Origin of the sequence: Domibacillus mangrovi, from assembly GCF_001906925.1 — a bacterium.
Taxonomy (GTDB): Bacteria; Bacillota; Bacilli; order Bacillales; family Domibacillaceae; genus Domibacillus; species Domibacillus mangrovi.
In genome coordinates this window covers 329,723-348,486 of sequence record NZ_MRWQ01000001.1, presented here as the reverse complement: position 1 = coordinate 348,486, position 18,764 = coordinate 329,723, and the positions used below count along the sequence as shown (strand labels likewise).

Here is an 18,764-nt window from a genome sequence, read left to right as displayed (position 1 = left end):
CCCCTTTATCGATTATCGTATGCGGGAGATCTGGTTATATTACTTTTTAGGTTGTTTTTCTTGTTGATGAACAATACGGCGTTTCATTTCTTGTTCTATTAAAGCAATGAAATCAGCACTTAATTTAAGCTTGGTCGCTTTTTTATAGGAAAAAAGAAGTAAATGATCGGACAGTGTACGCATAGATACTCATCTCCAAAAAAAGTAATAGTGAAGCTTTGTTCTAGTTTATCAAAAAAACAATTATAGAACAATCGTTCCTTTTTCCACAGGCAGGCGTGGATAAGTAATGGTGAACTGTATAATAAATGGCAGGAGTCTTTATATATCAGTTGTGGATTTGTGCATAAAGTTATCCACAAAATAGGAAATAGAAAATTGTCGAAACATTTTTAGACTTATTATTGTTTTGTCACATATGAAAAAATCAGCTATGATAGGATGGTAAGACTGAAATTAGAGGTGTAAATTGTGTTAAAATTATTTTTGCCAAATGAGCAAGTGAAAAGTATTCTGGAAATAGAACCGGAACATCTGGCGCAAAAAGGGATTAAAGCGATTATTACGGATCTAGATAACACGCTTGTAGCATGGGATCGTCCAGATGCAACACCGGAATTATTAGAATGGTTTAATAAAATGCGCGATGCAGGCATTAAAGTGCTCATCGTTTCCAATAATAATCAAACCCGGGTCAGTTCGTTTTCAACACCGCTTGATTTGCCCTACATTTTTGAAGCGCGAAAACCGATGGGGCATGCATTCAGAAAAGCGATCAAGTTGTTGAATGTACAAAAAAGTGAAACGGTTATGATTGGTGATCAGCTGCTAACCGATGTATTCGGTGGTAATCGGAGCGGGATTCACACAATTTTGGTTATTCCTATCGCGGCAACGGACGGTTTCTGGACGCGAATTAACCGGAAAATTGAACGTCAGTTAATGAACTTTTTTCGCCGTAAAGGAATGATTCAATGGGAGGAAAGACAGTGAACAATGAACAAATAACGTGTGATGGATGCGGTGTTACCATTCAAACGACAAATCCGGATGGTCTTGGCTATGCACCAGCATCAGCACTTGAAAAAGAAGTTGTTGTCTGTAAACGTTGCTTCAGACTGAAACATTACAATGAAGTGCAAGATGTCGCCCTTACAGACGATGACTTTTTAAAGATTTTAAACACGGTTGGCGATACAGAATCATTGATCGTGAAAATTGTTGATATTTTTGACTTTAACGGAAGCTGGCTACCAGGTCTGCATCGTTTCGCTGGAAAAAACCCGGTGCTTTTGATTGGGAATAAATCTGATTTACTGCCGAAATCTGTGAAACAGGAAAAACTGATTCATTGGATGCGCCATGAAGCAAGTCAACTCGGTTTAAAACCAGTCGATGTACTTCTGATCAGTGCGTCGCAAGGAAAAGCCGTTCGCGATGCGGCGGATGCCATTGAGCATTACCGGAATGGAAAAGATGTATACGTTGTCGGTTGTACAAATGTTGGGAAATCAACGTTTATTAACCGCATTATTAAAGAGATTACCGGTGAAGGGGATATTATTACAACATCTCATTTTCCAGGTACGACGCTTGATATGATCGAAATTCCGCTTTCGGACGGCCATGTACTTGTGGATACACCAGGAATCATTAACCATCATCAAATGGCTCATTTTGTTGACAAAGAAGAGTTGAAAGTACTTTTACCAAAAAAAGAAATTAAGCCGAAAGTCTTTCAATTAAATGAAGGACAAACACTTTTTTTTGGCGGTCTTGCCCGGTTTGACTATATAAGCGGCGGAAGACGTTCATTTATTTGCCATACGTCTAATGATATTGACATACACCGGACAAAAATAGATAAAGCTGATGATTTATATGAGAACCATGCAGGCGAGCTTTTAAAACCGGCTGGAAAAGATAGAAAAGCACTTGAGTTTGTACGGCAGGAATGGACAATTAAAGAAGCGAAAACGGATATTGTTTTCTCCGGTCTTGGCTGGATCACGGTGAATGAAGCAGGAGCAAAAGTAGCCGCGTACGTGCCAAAAGGAGCAGCGATCACACTTCGCAAATCGTTAATTTAAAGGTGGAGAAAGTCACATGGGAAAATTGTATGGAGTAATCGGGGATCCAATCGCGCATTCGTTGTCTCCAGCGATGCACAATGATGCTTTTTCATCGCTTGGAATCAATGCACATTATCAGGCATTTCATGTTAACAGAGAAAATTTGCCGGCAGCCATCAAAGGGATGAAAGCGATTGGTGTTGCTGGTTTTAACGTAACTATACCTCATAAAACAGCGATTATACCTCTTCTGGATGAAGTAGATCCTTTGGCTACAGCGATTGGCGCTGTCAATACGGTTGTGAATATAAATGGACGCTTCATAGGCTATAATACAGACGGTGAAGGGTTTATTCGCGGTTTGCATGAAGAGTATGGCCAGCCTGTTTTGGATAAACGCATTTTAATTATTGGTGCAGGCGGCGCGGCGCGGGCCATTTATTACACATTTGGACAGCAGGGTGCTAAACAAGTTGATATTGCAAATCGTACGCCTGATAATGCGCTTCAGTTAAAAGAAAGCTGCCCATACTTGGTCGAAACAGCTGCTTTTACAATGGAAGAAGCAGAAAGGAACCTGGCTAACTACGATATAATTATTCAAACAACGTCTATTGGCATGTCTCCGAAAGTAAACGCGTCACCGCTTCAATTAACGAACATTCGCTCGGATGCTTTTTTATCAGATATTATTTATAATCCTGCTGAAACATTCATTATGAAAGAGGCTAAAAAGCACGGTGCTCGTGTACAAAACGGTATGAAAATGTTTGCATATCAAGGAGCACTTGCGTTTGAAAAATGGACAGGTACATATGCAGATCCGAAACGGATGATGAAAATAGTGCAAGAAAGACTTGGAGGATAAACATAACATGTTAACAGGAAAACAAAAACGATTTTTGCGTGCAGAAGCGCATCATATTACACCTATTTTTCAAGTAGGCAAAGGCGGCGTGAATGATAACATGACGGCCCAAATCGCGGAAGCACTTGAAGTGCGCGAACTCATTAAAATTAGCATTTTACAAAACAATGAAGACGATAAACATGACGTTGCAAAAGCACTTGCAAAGGGTGCAAAAGCAGAGCTCGTTCAATTAATCGGCCATACGGTCGTACTATATAAAGAATCAAAAGAAAACAAAAAAATCGCCTTGCCGAGATGAGAAAAGTCGGGATAATGGGCGGAACATTTAATCCGCCTCATATCGGACATTTAGTGATGGCAAACGAAGTGCTGCATACGTTAGATCTTGAAGAAGTGCGGTTTATGCCGAACTCGGTACCGCCGCATAAAAAGTTAGACGGTCATGTAAGCGATGAAGCAAGACTACGTATGACGGAACTTGCGATAAAAGGAAATGATTTTTTTCGGTTGGAAACAGCTGAAATAAACCGTGCCGGTGTCTCGTATACAATTGATACGATGAGGGAATTATTGATGAAAGAACCGGATACGTCATTTTATTTTATTATTGGCGCAGACATGATCGAATATTTGCCGAATTGGCAAGAAATTGATGAATTAGCCCAAATAATCAACTTTGTCGGTGTGAAGCGTCCAGGCTATTCGAGAGAAACCCCATACAGGATTACGCTTATTGAGACGCCGGAAATTCATCTGTCATCTACTGTTCTGCGTGAAAGAGCAGCGAATGGAGACTCGCTTTTGTATTTACTACCAGACGATGTCATTCGCTATATAGAGGAGAATGGTCTTTATGAAGCAGAGTAAGGCGCTTGAACTTGTCAAAGCACAGTTGACAGATAGAAGGTATGAACATACAGTCGGTGTAATGGAAACAGCGGTCCAGCTCGCTCAAACATATGGAGCAGATATGAAAAAAGCAGAACTAGCGGCTATTTTTCATGATTACGCGAAATTCCGTCCAAAAGAAGAAATGAAGCAGTTATTAATTGAGGAACAGATGGATGAACGACTGTTGCACTTTCATCATGAATTGTGGCACGCACCGGTTGGAGCATTTCTCGTTCAAAAAGAAGTGGGGATCATGGACGAAGAGGTATTATCAGCCATTCGTTGGCATACAACTGGACGCCCAGGCATGACGCAATTAGAGAAAATCATTTATCTTGCTGATTACATTGAACCGGGCCGCCGCTTTCCAGGAGTAGATGATGTTCGCGCTTTGGCACCTCTTCATTTAGAGAAGGCCGTCCTTGCCGCTGTGAAAAATTCAATCCTTTTTTTAATAGGCAAACAACAACCGGTATTCCCGGTGACAATAGATACGTACAATGACTTTATTCAGAATGGAGACGATGGTTAATTGACAGAACAACAAATGATTTTACATGCAGTGACAAAAGCAGCAGATGATAAGCGGGCGGAAAACATTACCGCATTGGATATGGAGGGAATCTCACCAGTTGCTGATTATTTTGTTATTTGCCACGGTAATTCCGACAAGCAAGTGCAGGCCATTGCCCGTGAAGTAAAAGATAAAGCAGAAGAATTTGGCGTAGGCATTAAGCGTATGGAAGGGTTCGACGAAGCGCGTTGGGTATTAATTGATATTGGAGATGTCGTCGTTCATGTTTTTCACCGCGATGAGCGCGTGTATTACAATTTGGAACGTCTATGGGGCGATGCACCGCACGTCGATGTTTTAACGTCATGAGTTACAATCGGTTTGCGTCTGTCTATGATTCGCTTATGAAGGACGCGCCGTACGAAGAGTGGACAGCAATGCTTTGTTCAGAAGCACAAGCAGGACGCTTGCTCGATATTGGCTGCGGAACAGGGGAACTGGCTGTCCGTTTTGTGCAAGCAGGCTTTGATGTGACGGGTATTGATTTATCAGATGATATGTTAGCGATCGCCCGCGAAAAAGTAGATGAACAAAAGCTGTCTATTCCTCTTTATCAACAAGACATGAGAGAACTTGACGGTATCGGTCTATTTCAAACGGCGGTAATTTTTTGCGATTCACTTAATTATTTAGAGACAGAAGATGATGTAAAAAAAACGTTTCAATCTGTGTATAATCATCTTGAAAAGGACGGATTGTTTTTATTTGATGTACATTCCACACATAAAATCAATCACGTATTTCAATCACAGACATTTGCGGATGCAGCGGAAGATATTTCGTTTATATGGAATGCCTTTCCCGGGGAAGTAGCAAATAGTATTGAGCATGAATTAACATTTTTCGTACGAGCAGAAAACGGCATATATGAGCGATTTGATGAGCTTCATCAGCAGCGTACATTTCCGCCTGATTTGTATAAAAAGTGGCTGGATGAAGCAGGTTTTACGATTGAAGCAGTCACCGCCGATTTTACAAATGATGCACCAACAAGTGAGTCAGAACGGATTTTTTTCAAAGCGAAAAAGAGCAGCTAAACCGCCGCTCTTTTTTTGTTTTGTAAAGACTTTGTAAAGAAGAAGGAACTGAGTTAATCTTGTCGAATTGATGTATCAATGCCAAAAGTGGCAGAAGCCTCTTTTCTGTCTTCAGCGGCTTTTTGCTGCGTCATTTTGCAGAGCGATGAAAACAAGTCACCCGCAAATTCTTCGATGACTACAATTCCGCGTCCTGTTACGCCGCCTTTAGCAGCAGTCCTCTCTGTCAGCATATCCAATGACCAATTTTTCTTTTTTAACAACTCGCCAAGACCGATCATCATGTGCACCGACATTTTTTCCGCTTCTTCATCTGTAAGCCCGTATTTCATCGCCTCTTTTGCATACATGCTTGCCATTTTAGAGAAAAAAGCAGGCCCGCAACCCGTTAAATCAGATGCCGCCCGGATCATCTCATCGTTCGTTTCAAATGAAGCGCCAGCTAAGTTATTTAATAAATCGATGATTTTTTTCTGCCAGTCTGTTCCACACGAGTCGCCAAATGAATAAAGGATGCCACCGGCTGAAGCGGTGTTCGTGACAGCAGGAATGACACGTGCACACGCGCATGGAAGAACGGATTCCATCTGTGCCGTGGAGACCGCACTTGCAGTGGAGATAAGGCAGTGGTCTGCTGTGACGTATGGAGCAATGGATTCAAGAAGAGGCTTTAAATCAGGCTGACGAACTGCAATGAATAGCAGCTGTGTCTGTTCAGCTACTTGTTTTACGTTTTGGCAAACGTGAATACTTGGAAAAGATTTTTGCAATCGGTATGCTTTTTCAATTGAACGATTGTATACGTAAAGAGATTCAGGTGGAATGGTATGGGATGTAATGAATGATTCAGTCAGTACCGTACCGATGCTCCCTGTTCCGACAATGCCAATGTTCATGACGTAATCTCCTTCCTAGTTCATCTTTTAACTATACGTGCGAAAAAAATGATTTATTCCAGTTGAAAAGGAGGATCAAACATGGATATGAAGCAGCTTCTTCACAAGTACAAAATTCCAGCAGCAGGAGGTCTAGCTGTTCTTATGTTTTGGTTGTACGGTTTAACGGAAGAAGAAGCAGTCCCTCCTGAGCCTGCGCTAGTTGAAGAAGCACCTGTAGAAGTGATGGCAGAAGAAATTCTAACTGAAGAAGCGGTACCGGTTGAAGTAGCGATTGATGTAAAAGGAGCAGTTACAATGCCTGGCATTTATAGGATGACGAGTGATCAAAGGGTGAATGATGCGATTAATAAAGCAGGTGGGTTGACGGAAACAGCGGATGCTGCAGCGGTAAATTTAGCACAAAAAGTGCAGGACGAGATGGTCATTTATGTGCCGGCAAGAGGGGAAGAGGTGCCGCCGATCATCGCTTCATCTACAAACGGTGGAGCATCCGCAAAAAGCAATGAGACTGCAGAAGGTACTCTTATTAACATTAATGAGGCAGATTCATCCGGTTTGCAGAAACTTCCGAGTGTGGGGGAAGTGAAAGCACAGGCCATAATCGATTACAGGGAAACGGAAGGTCCGTTTGCGGCCGTGGAAGAATTAAAAAACGTGTCGGGAATTGGAGACAAAACATTTGAAAAGCTAGAATCGCTCATTACAGTGCAATAAGCAGACATGAATTTGACGAAACTCAGGATTTGCCGCTAAACTAAAAGCAAAAACCGGTTAAGATCGGAAGAGACAGAAAAGAGGGTTTTTATGGAAAGAAAAAGCTGGGATGAATACTTTTTAACGATTGCAGAAGCCGTTGCCACACGTTCTACGTGCAACCGGTTAAATGTTGGCTGTGTCATTGTCAAAGATAAACATATTGTATCGACCGGATATAACGGCTCGATTCACGGTCATGAACATTGTGATGAAGCAGGATGCTTATTGTCTGAGCAAGGACGGTGTATCCGTTGTCTACACGCTGAATTAAATGCAGTACTGCATGCGGAGCGTGACAAGCTAAAAGGGGCTTCAGCTTATGTTACCCATGAACCTTGTGAGAATTGTGCGAAAACACTTGCGCAGGCCGGTATCGAACGAATTGTGTACCGGAATGCGTATCCAAACAAATGGAACAGTCATTTTTTGAAAGATATTGACGTTTTACATGTACCTTCGCTGAATTGAAAGGATGATGTGAATGACCTTTCTCCGGATCGGCGTTGCAGCGCTTTGTTCGGTTTTATATGTACTTCATGCACCGGGCTTCATTATCTTTTTTTTCTTTATATTATCCGTTACACTTTGGAGCGGAGCAGAGCGCCGCGATCGTCTCTTTATGGTGGCAGGGCTGCTTCTTGTATACGGAACCTCCCTGTTTCATGAAGCACGTCACATATCACAATTTACCGGTGAAGAAGCGGAATGGACTGTTGTTTTTACGAATGATGTACGGATTGACGGCGACCGGTTAAATGCAAGCGTGAAAGATGTACAGACTGGTGAACCATTCCGTCTTTCCTATCGAATCGAATCGGAAGAAGCTAAAAAGCATATTGCGGCAGTCCTATCTCCTGGTTTGACGTGCCGGATGAAGGCAGAAGCTATCAAACCAAATGAAGCACGGAATGCCGGTGAGTTTAATTATCGGGCCTATTTATCCACTCATCATACTTATTTTATTTTAACTCCTGATTTGATCTCCACGGATCAATGTATGATGAATAATTCCATCCGTTATGTGCCTGCTAGATGGCGCACTGCTGCACTTGAACGAATTCATAATCAGTTTCCAGATCCACTTAACGCGACCGCTGCTGCGCTTTTATTCGGCGATCGCTTGTTGAGTAGTGAAGATGTCAATGAAGATTACGAACGGCTTGGCATCGTTCATATTTTATCGATTTCGGGCTTGCATGTTACGATGCTGTCAGGAATGCTATTTTACGGGTTTATTCGTATAGGTATTACACGTGAGCGGGCGAGGATGATCATTTTAATGGCATTGCCGCTTTATGTGCTTTTAACCGGAGCCTCTCCGCCTGTCGTCCGCGCCTGCTTGATGACGGGAGCGATTTTAACTGCGTCATCTTCACATGTACGTCTGAAGCCGGCATCAGCGCTTGGAGCGGTGTTTATCGCTATGATAGTGCTAGATCCTTATCAAGTGTTTCAAGTGGGGTTTCAACTATCCTATGCGGTTACATGGGCGCTCGTTTTATGCACAGGTGCCATTTTAAAACGTTGTCGGAATGCAGTTGAATTGTCAGTAGCGGTCTCGATTTTGTCACAAATGGCGGCCCTTCCTTTTTTAATTTATCACTTTTCTGAGCTGTCGATTATTGCACCAGCAGCTAACCTATTATTTGTACCGTTTTATTCGGTCGTGATGTTGCCGTCACTTTTTACTGCATTTGTTCTTTCTTTTCTAATGCCTGTGCGGATGATAATAGATCCTTTAAATGTGTTGCTGAAAATGATGGATAGCTTGGCCGCGGAAATGGCGGATCTTCCGTTTGCGGTTTTGGTTACCGGACAGCCGGATGTACAATGGATCGTGATTGCTGCTATTGTGGTTATTGCCTCGTATTTATTGTGGGAAAAAATGAATACAGTCCGGTACAGTTTATTGGTTTGTGGTTTGCTGCTTAGTATGATGACCGGAATGAGCCGGTTTTCTTCTGAAGGAGAAGTGACCTTTATTGATGTCGGACAGGGCGACAGTATCTTTATTAAGCTGCCATATGGAAAAGGAACCTATTTAATTGATACGGGCGGGCGTTTGCCTTTTGAAAAAGAACCGTGGACAGAGCGAACGCATAGGTTTTCTGTTGGAAAGGATACCGTTGTGCCTTTTTTAAAACGAAAAGGGATAACCCGACTAGATAAACTTATTTTAACGCATGCAGATTTCGATCATGCCGGTGCAGCCACTGAAGTGCTATCAGCGATACCTGCGGATGAGATCATTATTTCACCGGGTTCAGGCAGCGTGGCTGTCATGGAATCAATATTGGTGACGGTTTCGACTGGAAAGATGAATGTGCGTGAAGGGCTAGAAGGAGAAAAGTGGACGAAAGGAGATGCGGTGTTTCAGTTTTTATCGCCAGATGACCGAGAATATGAAGGGAATAACGATTCACTTGTATTATATGCGGAAATCGGTGGGAAAAAATGGCTGTTTACGGGTGATTATGAAGAAGCAGGTGAAAAAGAATTTCTGAAAAAATATGATGTCGATGTTGATTGGTTGAAAGTCGGCCATCATGGGAGCCGCTCGTCGACATCCGCTCGCTTTGTGGAAGCAATCAGGCCTGAATATGCTGTTATTTCTGCAGGAGTAGCTAATCGATATGGACATCCGCATAAAGAAGTGCTTGAAAATTTGTCGAACGCTGGCGTGAAGGTGTTTAGAACGGATCTGCATGGTAGCATCTCATATGTATTTAAAGAAGACAGGGGAACGATTTCAAGTGCGCTTGCGCCAGAATAAAAAATCCGCCTGAATGTAGGCGGATTTTTTTCCGTGCGATAATCAGCCAACAAGCTGAATGACAGTGGCAAGGACAAACATTGCAGAGAAGAAGACGAATGAGACAGCAAAGCCTACTCCGGAGTCAACTGCGTCGTTGCGTGTAGATTGTACATTTTTTTCGAATTCGTTCACAATTACCCCTCCTATTTCAATATAAGTATAGACAAATAGCTAAGAAAAATCCAGACTCTGTTGCGTATTTCAGCAAGTGCAGACAAAAAATGTACACATTTATCCTGCACCTTGCGGAATAGCTTTTGTTTTTCTAAAATAAAGAAAGATAAAATGAAAGAAGAATCGGTAGGGATCTGCCCGTTAATGGGGATAAATGAATGGAGACGAGTGAATGGATGTATTAAAGGAATTGAAAAACAGCCGGTTTCGTTCATTGTATTTATGGTATGGGCCGGAACAATATTTTATTGAAGAAGCACGAAAGCTATTAATTAAACATGCATTGGACGGTGATGATGCAGATTTGAATGTCATCTCATTTGATATGACAGAAGTTCCTATTGACCTGGCTGTCGAAGAAGCGGAAACGCTACCGTTTTTAGGAGAGCGAAAAGTTGTGTTTGTTCAAAATCCGCTTTTTTTTACTGCTGAAAAATTAAAAATCGAACATGATTTAAAAAAACTGGAGCACTATTTAAATGATCCATCTCCGTTTACGATTCTCGTCTTTCAAGCTCATTTTGAAAAACTAGATGAACGAAAAAAAATAACGAAATTAATCAAAAAACAGGCAGGCGTGCTGGAAGCAAAGCGGCCGGCAGAACGGGAATTGTCGGGTTGGATTAAAAGCAAAGCGGCTGAAGAAGGGGCCATCATAAATGAAGCGGCCATCCATCAGCTATTAAACATTGCAGGATTTCAATTGTCTGTATTGGCAACGGAGATATCGAAATTAGCGCTGTATGCAGGTGCTGGAGGAGAAATTACAGAAGAAGCGGTCACGAAGTTAACGGCACGAACACTTGAAAGTGATATTTTTCGCCTTGTGGATCAGATTGTATCGGGCAAACTGCAGGAGGCCTTTCGTATTTATTATGATTTGCTTCGCTTAAATGAAGAGCCGTTAAAAATTTTAGCGGTCATTGCTGGTCAGTTCAGGCTGATTTATCAGGTAAAAGAATTATCAAAAAGAGGGTATGGGCAGCAGCAAATTGCGGGTCATTTAAAAGTGCACCCATTTCGAGTGAAAATTGCATCAGGGCAAAGCCATTCTTTTTCTGAAACGCAGCTTGCATTCATTATACAGTTGCTCGCTGAAAGTGATTATGAAATGAAAAGCAGCGGAATGGAGAAGAAAATGATTATTGAAATGTTTTTCTTCCGGCTGCAAACAATGATGAGAGCAAAATAAAAAAAGTGTCCATGGCGGACACTTTTTTATTAGTTAGCCAATTTCTTCATAAGACGGCTTTTTTGGCGGTTCGCAGCATTTTTGTGGATAAGACCTTTTGCTGCAGCTTTATCAACTTTGCTGACTGCTTCTACAAGCAATTCTTTTACGTTTTCATCATTATTAGCAACGGCCGTTTCAAACTTTTTCACTGCAGTACGCATTGTAGATTTAACATGTGCGTTGCGAGCTGTACGAGTTTGAGCCGTTTTTGTGCGTTTGATGGCAGATTTAATATTTGGCATTCCTGTCACCTCCTAAAGTGGATCGAAGTTTTATTCGTACCCGATTATCATTCATTTATTGAAGTAAACAACAAGAGATATTCTAACAAAGGAATGAGAGAATTGCAATAGGAATCATGTGTAAAGGAATAAACTATTACACTCAGGGCCATACTGATTTTAAAAAAGAGAGGTGCACAGTATGGAAGAATGGTCAATAAGAACGGATTTGGCGTTAGAATCAGCACTTATAGCTGAGGAAAAGCATGGCAGCAAATTAGATGGGATTATATCGAAAGAGGAACAGCGGGAAAATACGCTTGTGACAACGGTAACGATCAATGAAGAAGGAGAGAGAATCACAGGGAAGCGGCCGGGGCTTTATATAACAGTTGAATCAGAGGACTTACGCGGTTCTGATTCATCTCGTCATGCCGCTATTAGCCGTGTGTTGGCTAAGGAAATTAAAGTGTTTATTGAATCTGCGGGCTTGAGCCGTGATGCATCGTGTTTAATTGCCGGTCTTGGAAATGATCACGTTACACCGGATTCACTCGGTCCGCGCGTCACCGATCGGCTTATTGTGACCAATCACTTATTTAAACTGCACCCCGAACATGTACAGAAAGGCTACCGTCCGGTCAGTGCGATTTCACCAGGTGTAATGGGCATGACCGGCATCGAAACAGGTGACATTTTGCTTGGGCTAATAGAGCGTGAGAAACCTGACTTTATAATCGTCGTCGATGCGCTAGCATCTCGTTCGATTGAGCGGTTAAATGCGACAATACAAATGACAGATTCTGGTATTCAACCAGGTGCTGGTATTGGCAATAGGCGAAAAGAAATTAGCCGCCAAACCGCCGGTATTCCTGTTATTGCAATTGGGATTCCAACCGTTATTGACGCTGCGACGGTCACACGTGATGCAGTTGAACTTGTTATGAAGCATCTTGAAGAGAGAAGTGGGCATGATGATGAAAACTGGAAGCAGGCGTTTTTGGGCAATATTGGATTACTCGATGAAAATGAAAAGCGGCAGCTAATTAGTGATGTTCTCACACCAGCAGGATTAAACATGATCGTCACACCAAAAGAAGCCGATCTATTTATTCAAGGAGCGGCGGCTGTTATTGCAAGCGCATTGAACGAAGCGCTTCATGACAGGCCACCAGAAGAAACACGTTCTTTTTTTGCAGGCTGAATTTCGGTCTGCTTTTTTCTTTTCTGCATATGCATATAGGACAAGACGTGAAAAGGGGTTGGCACGTATCCTTCTGCAAAAAAAATCAAACGCAGCGATCTGGATCGCCCCAGCATGTGCGGCGCTTATCGTCATGCCTTTTTGGACAGCGGGTTTGTTTACTGTGATGCCTTTTTCGTATCATTTTTCCTTCGAATCAATGAGCAGGGCAGCGGCAGAACTGCCGGTCTCGTCTTTTTACCGGCTGCTTACATTTGAAAACAAATCATTTAAAGCCGCAAAGACGGAACAAGTAGATACGCTTCAATGGGTGGATGCGGCTTTTCATGCGGCATCGAGCATTAGTCTTCGAGATCCACGGACGTTTCTTGGAAAAGAACTGCCTGGATTTTCAATTTATGATGGACGTATTTTAATTGCAGGTGAAGGAACCAACTATACGAATATGCCGATAGAATCGGTAGAGCCAGATCCGAAATCGATTTCGCAGCCGCCAGTGGAAGACGAGCCGGGACAGGTGCCGGCTGCATATGAGAAAAAAATACTTCTTTATTTTACGCATACAAGTGAAGCATTCACGCCTGGAAATGGACAAGCTCCAGTACACATTGTTGAAGTAGGTGACATGATTGCTGAAAAATTAGCAGAAAGAAAAATTGGCGTGTCCGTTAACAAAACAGATATAGGCGAATTGCTCAATAAAAAAGGGAAACAATATAGTGCGTCATACGAAGAATCAAGAACAGTTGTCGCGTCTGCTCAGCAGCAACAGCCGTCACTTGAATATTTAATTGATATTCACAGAGATTCGCAGTTAAAAGATGTAACGACAGCCGTGATCAACGGACAACAAATGGCGAAAACGGTGTTTGTTGTCGGTGGTGAGCACCCTGGATATGAAGAAAATGCTCGTTTTGCAGCAGCCCTTCATGAATTATTTGAAAAATATTATCCTGGACTGTCACGCGGCGTTATTGTGAAATCAGGAAGTCAAACGAACGGGAAATTCAATCAAGATTTATCTAAAAGAGCGGCGTTGATTGAAATGGGCGGCGTGGAAAATACGCGGGAAGAGCTGGAACGAAGCGCGGCAGCATTTGCAGATATTTTATCCCGTTTTGTGAAATCGGAACAAAATGAATAACTGTCTCGTTCAATGTTCGTTGTCAATTGTATAGCGCGCTGATATAATCACATTAGTATACATGTGCCGATAACAGGAGTGAACTATAACAATGAATGATAACGGAAGATTAGAACGGCAGGAGAGAATCCGCAATTTCTCGATTATTGCCCATATTGATCATGGGAAATCGACGCTCGCAGACCGTATTTTAGAAAAAACAAATGCGCTCACTGCGCGTGAAATGAAAAGCCAGCTCCTTGATTCAATGGATCTTGAACGGGAACGTGGCATTACAATTAAATTAAATGCTGTTGAGCTTACGTACACAGCAAAAAACGGAATTGAGTATATATTCCATCTTATTGATACACCAGGACACGTCGACTTCACATACGAAGTATCGCGCAGTCTGGCAGCATGTGAAGGAGCCATTCTCGTCGTTGATGCTGCACAGGGCATTGAAGCGCAAACGCTTGCGAATGTGTATCTTGCACTAGATAATAACTTGGAAATTATGACGGTTATTAATAAAATTGATTTGCCAGCAGCAGAGCCTGAGCGTGTGCGTCAGGAAGTTGAGGACGTGATCGGACTAGATGCATCGGATGCCGTGCTTGCATCTGCGAAAGCAGGCATTGGTATTGAAGAAATTTTGGAGCAAGTTGTTGAAAAAGTGCCGGCACCAACAGGCGATCCAAATGCGCCGCTTACAGCGCTTATTTTCGACTCATTGTATGATCCATACCGCGGTGTTATCGCTTATATTCGCGTGGTTAATGGTACGATTAAAGTCGGTGATAAAATTAAAATGATGGCAACAGGCAAGGAATTTGATGTCACAGAAATTGGCGTATTTACACCGAAAACGACGCCCCGTGATGAACTGACAGTAGGGGACGTTGGATATCTTGCTGCCGCGATTAAAAATGTCGGCGACACACAGGTGGGTGATACGATTACATCCGCAAAAAATGGCGCATCAGAAGCGCTGGCGGGGTATCGGAAATTAAACCCAATGGTATACTGTGGGCTTTACCCGATTGACGCTTCTAAATACAATGATTTGCGTGACGCACTTGAAAAGCTTGAATTAAATGATTCTGCTCTTCAGTATGAACCGGAAACATCACAGGCGCTTGGATTTGGTTTCCGCTGTGGATTTCTCGGTCTACTTCACATGGAAATTATTCAAGAGCGGATTGAACGTGAATTTAAAATTGATTTGATCACAACAGCACCGAGCGTTATTTATCAGGTGACAATGACAGATGGGGAAGAACTTCGCATTGATAACCCTTCTGATATGCCAGATCCGCAAAAAATCGCTCACGTGGAAGAACCATATGTTAAATCATCGATCATGGTTCCTAATGATTTTGTTGGCACAGTAATGGAGCTGGCACAAGGTAAACGTGGTATCTTTATCGATATGCAGTACCTTGATACGAATCGCGTCAGTGTTATTTATGAAATGCCGCTGTCTGAAATTGTTTATGATTTCTTTGATCAGCTGAAATCAAGCACGAAAGGCTACGCATCATTTGATTATGAATTAATCGGCTACAAGCAGTCGAAACTTGTAAAAATGGATATATTGCTGAACACGGAAACAGTGGATGCACTCAGTTTTATCGTACACCGTGATTTTGCCTATGAACGGGGAAAAATCATCGTTGAAAAATTAAAAGAACTTATTCCGCGCCAGCAGTTTGAAGTGCCTATTCAAGCAGCCATTGGAAATAAAATTGTCGCTCGTTCGACGATTAAAGCGATGCGTAAAAACGTCCTTGCCAAATGTTATGGCGGTGATATTTCCCGGAAACGGAAGCTTCTTGAGAAGCAAAAAGAAGGGAAAAAGCGTATGAAGCAAGTGGGCTCGGTTGAAGTGCCTCAAGAAGCATTTATGGCCGTTCTCAAAATGGATGATCAATCGAAATAAAAAGACAAGGTGTCCGTATTTCGGGCACCTTCCTTTATGTACAGAAAGGTGTGAACAGCATGATAAACGCAGCCTACATCCACATTCCATTTTGCCATCACATCTGTCATTATTGTGATTTTAATAAAGTGTTTATGAAAAACCAGCCAGTAGAACAATATTTACAGAACCTCGATAAAGAAATGAGTATGGGGGAAAATAAGTCTGGCTATAAGTCGATTTTCGTTGGAGGCGGGACGCCGACATCGCTCAATGAAACACAGCTTCAGTATTTTGTGGAATCGATCGCCCAACAGCTGCCGCTCGCATCAGACGGAGAATACACATTTGAGGCGAATCCGGGTGATTTAACACCAGCAAAAATGAGCATTTTAAAGAGGGGTGGTGTAAATCGGCTTAGCATTGGTGTACAGTCATTCAATGATGTTCACTTAAAGCGAATCGGGCGGACGCATACAAAAAAAGATGTGCTGCAGACGGTGCGTAATGCGGAAAAAGCGGGCTTCGATAATTTGAGCATTGATTTAATTTATGGATTACCGGAGCAGACGATAGAAGATGCGATTGACACGACGCGCCAAGCACTCGCGCTCGGACTTCCTCATTATTCCGCTTATTCCTTGATTATTGAACCCAAAACGGTCTTTTACAATTTAATGAGTAAAGGAAATTTGCCGCTGCCAAAAGAAGAAGCAGAAGCGGACATGTATGAAGCTGTTATGCATCTAATGTCAGCATCCGGGCTCCATCAATATGAAATCAGCAACTTTGCGCGTACGGGATTTGAGAGTATTCATAATTTAACGTACTGGAACAATGAAGAATATTACGGGTTCGGTGCCGGGGCACACGGGTATGTGAAAGGCGTTCGATATGCAAACTATGGTCCATTAAAAAAATATATGGAGCCGCTTGAAAGAGGGGAATCACCACGTATGAGAACCCAACAAACGACAAAACAGGAACGAATGGAAGAAGAAATGTTTCTTGGTCTCCGTAAAGTAGCGGGCGTCTCGATCGCTGCTTTTCAGAGGAAATATAATCAAAATCCATTGACCCTTTTTAAAGAAGCGATTGGGAACATGACAGAACGAAATTTGCTGGAAGTAACGGATGAATCAATTCGTCTGACGCATAAGGGGAAATTTCTTGGCAATGAAGTATTTCAATCTTTTTTAATTGAACCGAAAATGTGAGCGAACTCATTGACAGACTATCTGAATTTTGATAATTTAAATGTAGATTTAGCACTCGTATCGAAAGAGTGCTAAAAGAGGTGATGAAGGATGTTGACAGATCGCCAACTTTTCATCTTACAAATTATTATTGATGATTTTATTCGTTCCGCCCAGCCGGTCGGATCGAACAACCTTGCAAAAAAAGAGGACGTATCGTACAGTCCGGCTACGATTCGGAATGAGATGGCAGATCTTGAAGAGATGGGATTTTTAGAAAAAACTCATACGTCATCAGGGCGTATCCCATCAGAAAAAGGGTATCGTTATTACGTCGATCATTTACTCGCACCGGGATCTCTTGCGCGCAGTGAACAAACCGCTATTCATTCTATTTTTAGGGATCGGCAAAACGGACTTGAAAAAGCGGTGCAAAATGTCGCAACGATTTTATCGGAGTTGACGAGCTACACATCGATTGTACTCGGCCCGAAATTTAATGATCATAAAGTGAAGAAATTGCAAATCATTCCAATTGATCGAGAAACAGCTGTCGCTATTATCGTGACCGACACCGGCCATGTTGAAAATCGGCTTTTTTCGTTGCCTGAAAGAATTGCAGCAGCTGATATTGAAAAAATGGTTAATATTTTAAATGATCGCCTAGCTGGTGTGCCGCTATCAGAACTTCATGGTAAGTTATACAAAGAAACGGCTAAATTGATGAAGCGGCATCTTCAAAATTATGAAGCGGTGCTACAAATGTTTGCGGAGGCGGCAGTCGGCCCATCTACTGGAAAACTATTTATTGGCGGCAAGACAAACATTTTAAACCAGCCGGAATTCCGGGATGTTGAAAAGGTACGACTCGTCATGAATATGATGGAAAAAGAAAGCGACATTTATGAACTTGTCCGGCCGACAAAAGCAGGTATCCGTGTGAAAATTGGCACAGAAAACGCGGAACAAGCGATGGAAGACTGTAGTTTAATTACTGCATCCTATTCTGTCGGTGATGAGCCGGTTGGAACGATTGCGATTCTCGGTCCGAAACGGATGGAGTATTCACGTGTGATCACACTCGTTGATTTTTTAAGCCATGATATGACGAACGTGTTAACACGTCTGTATAATACGAGCTCGTAGCACGATGAAATTTAGCTTGGAGGTGGAACCAGTGGCAGAAGAACAAAAGCCATTGACAGTGGAAGATCCGGTTCAACAAACGGAATCTTCTGTTGAAGAACAAATAGAAGAAGTAGTAGGCGAAGAAATAATAGAAGAAGTAGAAGAAAGCAAAGAAGAAGTGCTTCAAAAGCAACTTGATGAAACAGAGGACCGCTATTTACGTCTTCGTGCTGATTTTGAAAATTTCAGACGCCGTACTAACCTTGATCGCGAAGCGCAGGAGAAATACCGCGCACAGCGTCTTGTGATGGAACTTTTACCAGTGCTTGATAACTTTGAGCGTGCGTTGCAAGTGACACCGGAGCATGAAGAAACAAAATCTGTTTTACAAGGCGTTGAAATGGTGTATAAAACACTTGTAGCTGCTCTTAAAAATGAAGGTGTGGAGCCGATTGAAACAGTCGGTTCTCCTTTCGATCCGACTGTTCATCAAGCCGTCATGACGGAAAACGATGAAAACGCGGAGCCGAATTCGATTTTGGCCGAGCTTCAAAAAGGATATAAATTGAAAGACCGGGTTATTCGGCCATCAATGGTAAAAGTAAATCAATAATTATTTATATGTAAATGATTTCAGGAGGGAACTTG

General features: G+C 42.3%; 22 protein-coding genes. 18 read left to right on the top strand and 4 right to left on the bottom strand.

The window, feature by feature from the left end:
• Positions 1-39 precede the first annotated feature (39 nt).
• On the bottom strand, positions 40-183 hold the full coding sequence (locus BLL40_RS01790; protein WP_073710183.1) for a sporulation histidine kinase inhibitor Sda: 144 nt from the start codon (positions 181-183) through the stop codon (positions 40-42).
• A 288-nt stretch (positions 184-471) separates the two neighbouring features.
• Between BLL40_RS01790 and BLL40_RS01785 the strand changes: the two genes are divergently transcribed.
• Genes BLL40_RS01785 through BLL40_RS01750 form a run of 8 tightly spaced genes read left to right on the top strand, consistent with a single transcriptional unit; the run spans position 472 to position 5,445 of the window.
• Entirely contained in the window at positions 472-993 is a 522-nt protein-coding gene (locus BLL40_RS01785) for a YqeG family HAD IIIA-type phosphatase (protein ID WP_073710182.1), read from the top strand.
• The gene (gene yqeH / locus BLL40_RS01780) at positions 990-2,090 is read left to right on the top strand and encodes a ribosome biogenesis GTPase YqeH (protein ID WP_073710181.1); all 1,101 of its coding nucleotides are present in this window, start codon (positions 990-992) and stop codon (positions 2,088-2,090) included. Before BLL40_RS01785 ends, yqeH begins: the two co-directional genes overlap by 4 nt.
• A 16-nt stretch (positions 2,091-2,106) precedes the next feature.
• The gene (locus BLL40_RS01775) at positions 2,107-2,940 is read left to right on the top strand and encodes a shikimate dehydrogenase (protein ID WP_073710180.1); all 834 of its coding nucleotides are present in this window, start codon (positions 2,107-2,109) and stop codon (positions 2,938-2,940) included.
• 7 nt (positions 2,941-2,947) lie between these two features.
• Positions 2,948-3,241, top strand: a complete 294-nt coding sequence (gene yhbY, locus BLL40_RS01770) for a ribosome assembly RNA-binding protein YhbY (protein ID WP_073710179.1) — start codon at positions 2,948-2,950, stop codon at positions 3,239-3,241.
• Positions 3,238-3,810, top strand: coding sequence for a nicotinate-nucleotide adenylyltransferase (locus BLL40_RS01765; protein WP_073710178.1), 573 nt, complete (start codon positions 3,238-3,240; stop codon positions 3,808-3,810). Before yhbY ends, BLL40_RS01765 begins: the two co-directional genes overlap by 4 nt.
• Positions 3,797-4,366, top strand: a complete 570-nt coding sequence (gene yqeK, locus BLL40_RS01760) for a bis(5'-nucleosyl)-tetraphosphatase (symmetrical) YqeK (protein WP_073710177.1) — start codon at positions 3,797-3,799, stop codon at positions 4,364-4,366. Before BLL40_RS01765 ends, yqeK begins: the two co-directional genes overlap by 14 nt.
• Positions 4,367-4,381: 15 nt before the next feature.
• Positions 4,382-4,717, top strand: a complete 336-nt coding sequence (gene rsfS, locus BLL40_RS01755; RefSeq protein ID WP_073710383.1) for a ribosome silencing factor — start codon at positions 4,382-4,384, stop codon at positions 4,715-4,717.
• The gene (locus tag BLL40_RS01750) at positions 4,714-5,445 is read left to right on the top strand and encodes a class I SAM-dependent DNA methyltransferase (RefSeq protein ID WP_073710176.1); all 732 of its coding nucleotides are present in this window, start codon (positions 4,714-4,716) and stop codon (positions 5,443-5,445) included. The genes rsfS and BLL40_RS01750 overlap by 4 nt, the downstream gene beginning before the upstream one ends.
• Positions 5,446-5,498: 53 nt before the next feature.
• On the opposite strand, the gene BLL40_RS01745 is transcribed toward BLL40_RS01750, so the two are convergent.
• Complete coding sequence (locus BLL40_RS01745; RefSeq protein WP_073710175.1) at positions 5,499-6,341, bottom strand: pyrroline-5-carboxylate reductase dimerization domain-containing protein; 843 nt, start codon at positions 6,339-6,341, stop codon at positions 5,499-5,501.
• A gap of 81 nt (positions 6,342-6,422) precedes the next feature.
• Here BLL40_RS01745 and BLL40_RS01740 point away from each other — a divergent pair, with 81 nt between their 5' ends.
• The 3 genes from BLL40_RS01740 to BLL40_RS01730 all read left to right on the top strand — a co-directional run bounded on the left by BLL40_RS01740 (position 6,423) and on the right by BLL40_RS01730 (position 9,873).
• Entirely contained in the window at positions 6,423-7,058 is a 636-nt protein-coding gene (locus BLL40_RS01740) for a helix-hairpin-helix domain-containing protein (protein WP_095532810.1), read from the top strand.
• Positions 7,059-7,148: 90 nt separating this feature from the next.
• A complete protein-coding gene (locus BLL40_RS01735; protein ID WP_073710174.1) occupies positions 7,149-7,568 on the top strand; it encodes a deoxycytidylate deaminase in 420 nt (139 codons plus the stop codon).
• A gap of 13 nt (positions 7,569-7,581) precedes the next feature.
• The gene (locus tag BLL40_RS01730) at positions 7,582-9,873 is read left to right on the top strand and encodes a DNA internalization-related competence protein ComEC/Rec2 (RefSeq protein ID WP_073710173.1); all 2,292 of its coding nucleotides are present in this window, start codon (positions 7,582-7,584) and stop codon (positions 9,871-9,873) included.
• A 42-nt stretch (positions 9,874-9,915) separates the two neighbouring features.
• On the opposite strand, the gene BLL40_RS01725 is transcribed toward BLL40_RS01730, so the two are convergent.
• Positions 9,916-10,047: a YqzM family protein gene (locus BLL40_RS01725; protein ID WP_073710172.1), complete on the bottom strand. Its 132-nt coding sequence runs from the start codon at positions 10,045-10,047 to the stop codon at positions 9,916-9,918.
• A gap of 214 nt (positions 10,048-10,261) precedes the next feature.
• Here BLL40_RS01725 and holA point away from each other — a divergent pair, with 214 nt between their 5' ends.
• Positions 10,262-11,281, top strand: a complete 1,020-nt coding sequence (gene holA, locus BLL40_RS01720; protein WP_073710171.1) for a DNA polymerase III subunit delta — start codon at positions 10,262-10,264, stop codon at positions 11,279-11,281.
• 29 nt (positions 11,282-11,310) lie between these two features.
• On the opposite strand, the gene rpsT is transcribed toward holA, so the two are convergent.
• Positions 11,311-11,565, bottom strand: coding sequence for a 30S ribosomal protein S20 (gene rpsT, locus BLL40_RS01715; RefSeq protein WP_073710170.1), 255 nt, complete (start codon positions 11,563-11,565; stop codon positions 11,311-11,313).
• Positions 11,566-11,746: 181 nt separating this feature from the next.
• On the opposite strand from rpsT, the gene gpr reads away from it, so the two are divergent.
• The 6 genes from gpr (at position 11,747) to grpE (ending at position 18,729) form a co-directional block, all read left to right on the top strand.
• Positions 11,747-12,748, top strand: a complete 1,002-nt coding sequence (gpr, locus tag BLL40_RS01710; RefSeq protein ID WP_073710169.1) for a GPR endopeptidase — start codon at positions 11,747-11,749, stop codon at positions 12,746-12,748.
• Entirely contained in the window at positions 12,705-13,892 is a 1,188-nt protein-coding gene (gene spoIIP / locus BLL40_RS01705; RefSeq protein WP_083566195.1) for a stage II sporulation protein P, read from the top strand. The genes gpr and spoIIP overlap by 44 nt, the downstream gene beginning before the upstream one ends.
• 91 nt (positions 13,893-13,983) lie before the next feature.
• Positions 13,984-15,813: a translation elongation factor 4 gene (gene lepA, locus BLL40_RS01700; RefSeq protein ID WP_073710167.1), complete on the top strand. Its 1,830-nt coding sequence runs from the start codon at positions 13,984-13,986 to the stop codon at positions 15,811-15,813.
• A gap of 59 nt (positions 15,814-15,872) precedes the next feature.
• Positions 15,873-17,009 carry a radical SAM family heme chaperone HemW gene (gene hemW, locus BLL40_RS01695; protein WP_073710166.1) on the top strand — a complete coding sequence of 379 codons (1,137 nt, stop codon included), beginning with the start codon at positions 15,873-15,875 and terminating at the stop codon, positions 17,007-17,009.
• A 90-nt stretch (positions 17,010-17,099) separates the two neighbouring features.
• Positions 17,100-18,134: a heat-inducible transcriptional repressor HrcA gene (gene hrcA, locus BLL40_RS01690; protein ID WP_073710165.1), complete on the top strand. Its 1,035-nt coding sequence runs from the start codon at positions 17,100-17,102 to the stop codon at positions 18,132-18,134.
• 4 nt (positions 18,135-18,138) lie between these two features.
• Positions 18,139-18,729, top strand: coding sequence for a nucleotide exchange factor GrpE (gene grpE / locus BLL40_RS01685; protein ID WP_143180073.1), 591 nt, complete (start codon positions 18,139-18,141; stop codon positions 18,727-18,729).
• Positions 18,730-18,764 lie beyond the last annotated feature (35 nt).

What these genes read in the sequence shown, in the direction of transcription:
- BLL40_RS01790 (WP_073710183.1), bottom strand. Translation starts at nt 183, where the DNA reads ATGCGTACACTGTCCGATCATTTACTTCTTTTTTCCTATAAAAAAGCG.
- BLL40_RS01775 (WP_073710180.1), top strand. Translation starts at nt 2,107, where the DNA reads ATGGGAAAATTGTATGGAGTAATCGGGGATCCAATCGCGCATTCGTTG.
- yhbY (WP_073710179.1), top strand. Translation starts at nt 2,948, where the DNA reads ATGTTAACAGGAAAACAAAAACGATTTTTGCGTGCAGAAGCGCATCAT.
- BLL40_RS01765 (WP_073710178.1), top strand. Translation starts at nt 3,238, where the DNA reads ATGAGAAAAGTCGGGATAATGGGCGGAACATTTAATCCGCCTCATATC.
- yqeK (WP_073710177.1), top strand. Translation starts at nt 3,797, where the DNA reads ATGAAGCAGAGTAAGGCGCTTGAACTTGTCAAAGCACAGTTGACAGAT.
- rsfS (WP_073710383.1), top strand. Translation starts at nt 4,382, where the DNA reads ATGATTTTACATGCAGTGACAAAAGCAGCAGATGATAAGCGGGCGGAA.
- BLL40_RS01750 (WP_073710176.1), top strand. Translation starts at nt 4,714, where the DNA reads ATGAGTTACAATCGGTTTGCGTCTGTCTATGATTCGCTTATGAAGGAC.
- BLL40_RS01745 (WP_073710175.1), bottom strand. Translation starts at nt 6,341, where the DNA reads ATGAACATTGGCATTGTCGGAACAGGGAGCATCGGTACGGTACTGACT.
- BLL40_RS01740 (WP_095532810.1), top strand. Translation starts at nt 6,423, where the DNA reads ATGGATATGAAGCAGCTTCTTCACAAGTACAAAATTCCAGCAGCAGGA.
- BLL40_RS01735 (WP_073710174.1), top strand. Translation starts at nt 7,149, where the DNA reads ATGGAAAGAAAAAGCTGGGATGAATACTTTTTAACGATTGCAGAAGCC.
- BLL40_RS01730 (WP_073710173.1), top strand. Translation starts at nt 7,582, where the DNA reads ATGACCTTTCTCCGGATCGGCGTTGCAGCGCTTTGTTCGGTTTTATAT.
- holA (WP_073710171.1), top strand. Translation starts at nt 10,262, where the DNA reads ATGGATGTATTAAAGGAATTGAAAAACAGCCGGTTTCGTTCATTGTAT.
- rpsT (WP_073710170.1), bottom strand. Translation starts at nt 11,565, where the DNA reads ATGCCAAATATTAAATCTGCCATCAAACGCACAAAAACGGCTCAAACT.
- gpr (WP_073710169.1), top strand. Translation starts at nt 11,747, where the DNA reads ATGGAAGAATGGTCAATAAGAACGGATTTGGCGTTAGAATCAGCACTT.
- spoIIP (WP_083566195.1), top strand. Translation starts at nt 12,705, where the DNA reads ATGACAGGCCACCAGAAGAAACACGTTCTTTTTTTGCAGGCTGAATTT.
- lepA (WP_073710167.1), top strand. Translation starts at nt 13,984, where the DNA reads ATGAATGATAACGGAAGATTAGAACGGCAGGAGAGAATCCGCAATTTC.
- hemW (WP_073710166.1), top strand. Translation starts at nt 15,873, where the DNA reads ATGATAAACGCAGCCTACATCCACATTCCATTTTGCCATCACATCTGT.
- hrcA (WP_073710165.1), top strand. Translation starts at nt 17,100, where the DNA reads ATGTTGACAGATCGCCAACTTTTCATCTTACAAATTATTATTGATGAT.
- grpE (WP_143180073.1), top strand. Translation starts at nt 18,139, where the DNA reads ATGAAATTTAGCTTGGAGGTGGAACCAGTGGCAGAAGAACAAAAGCCA.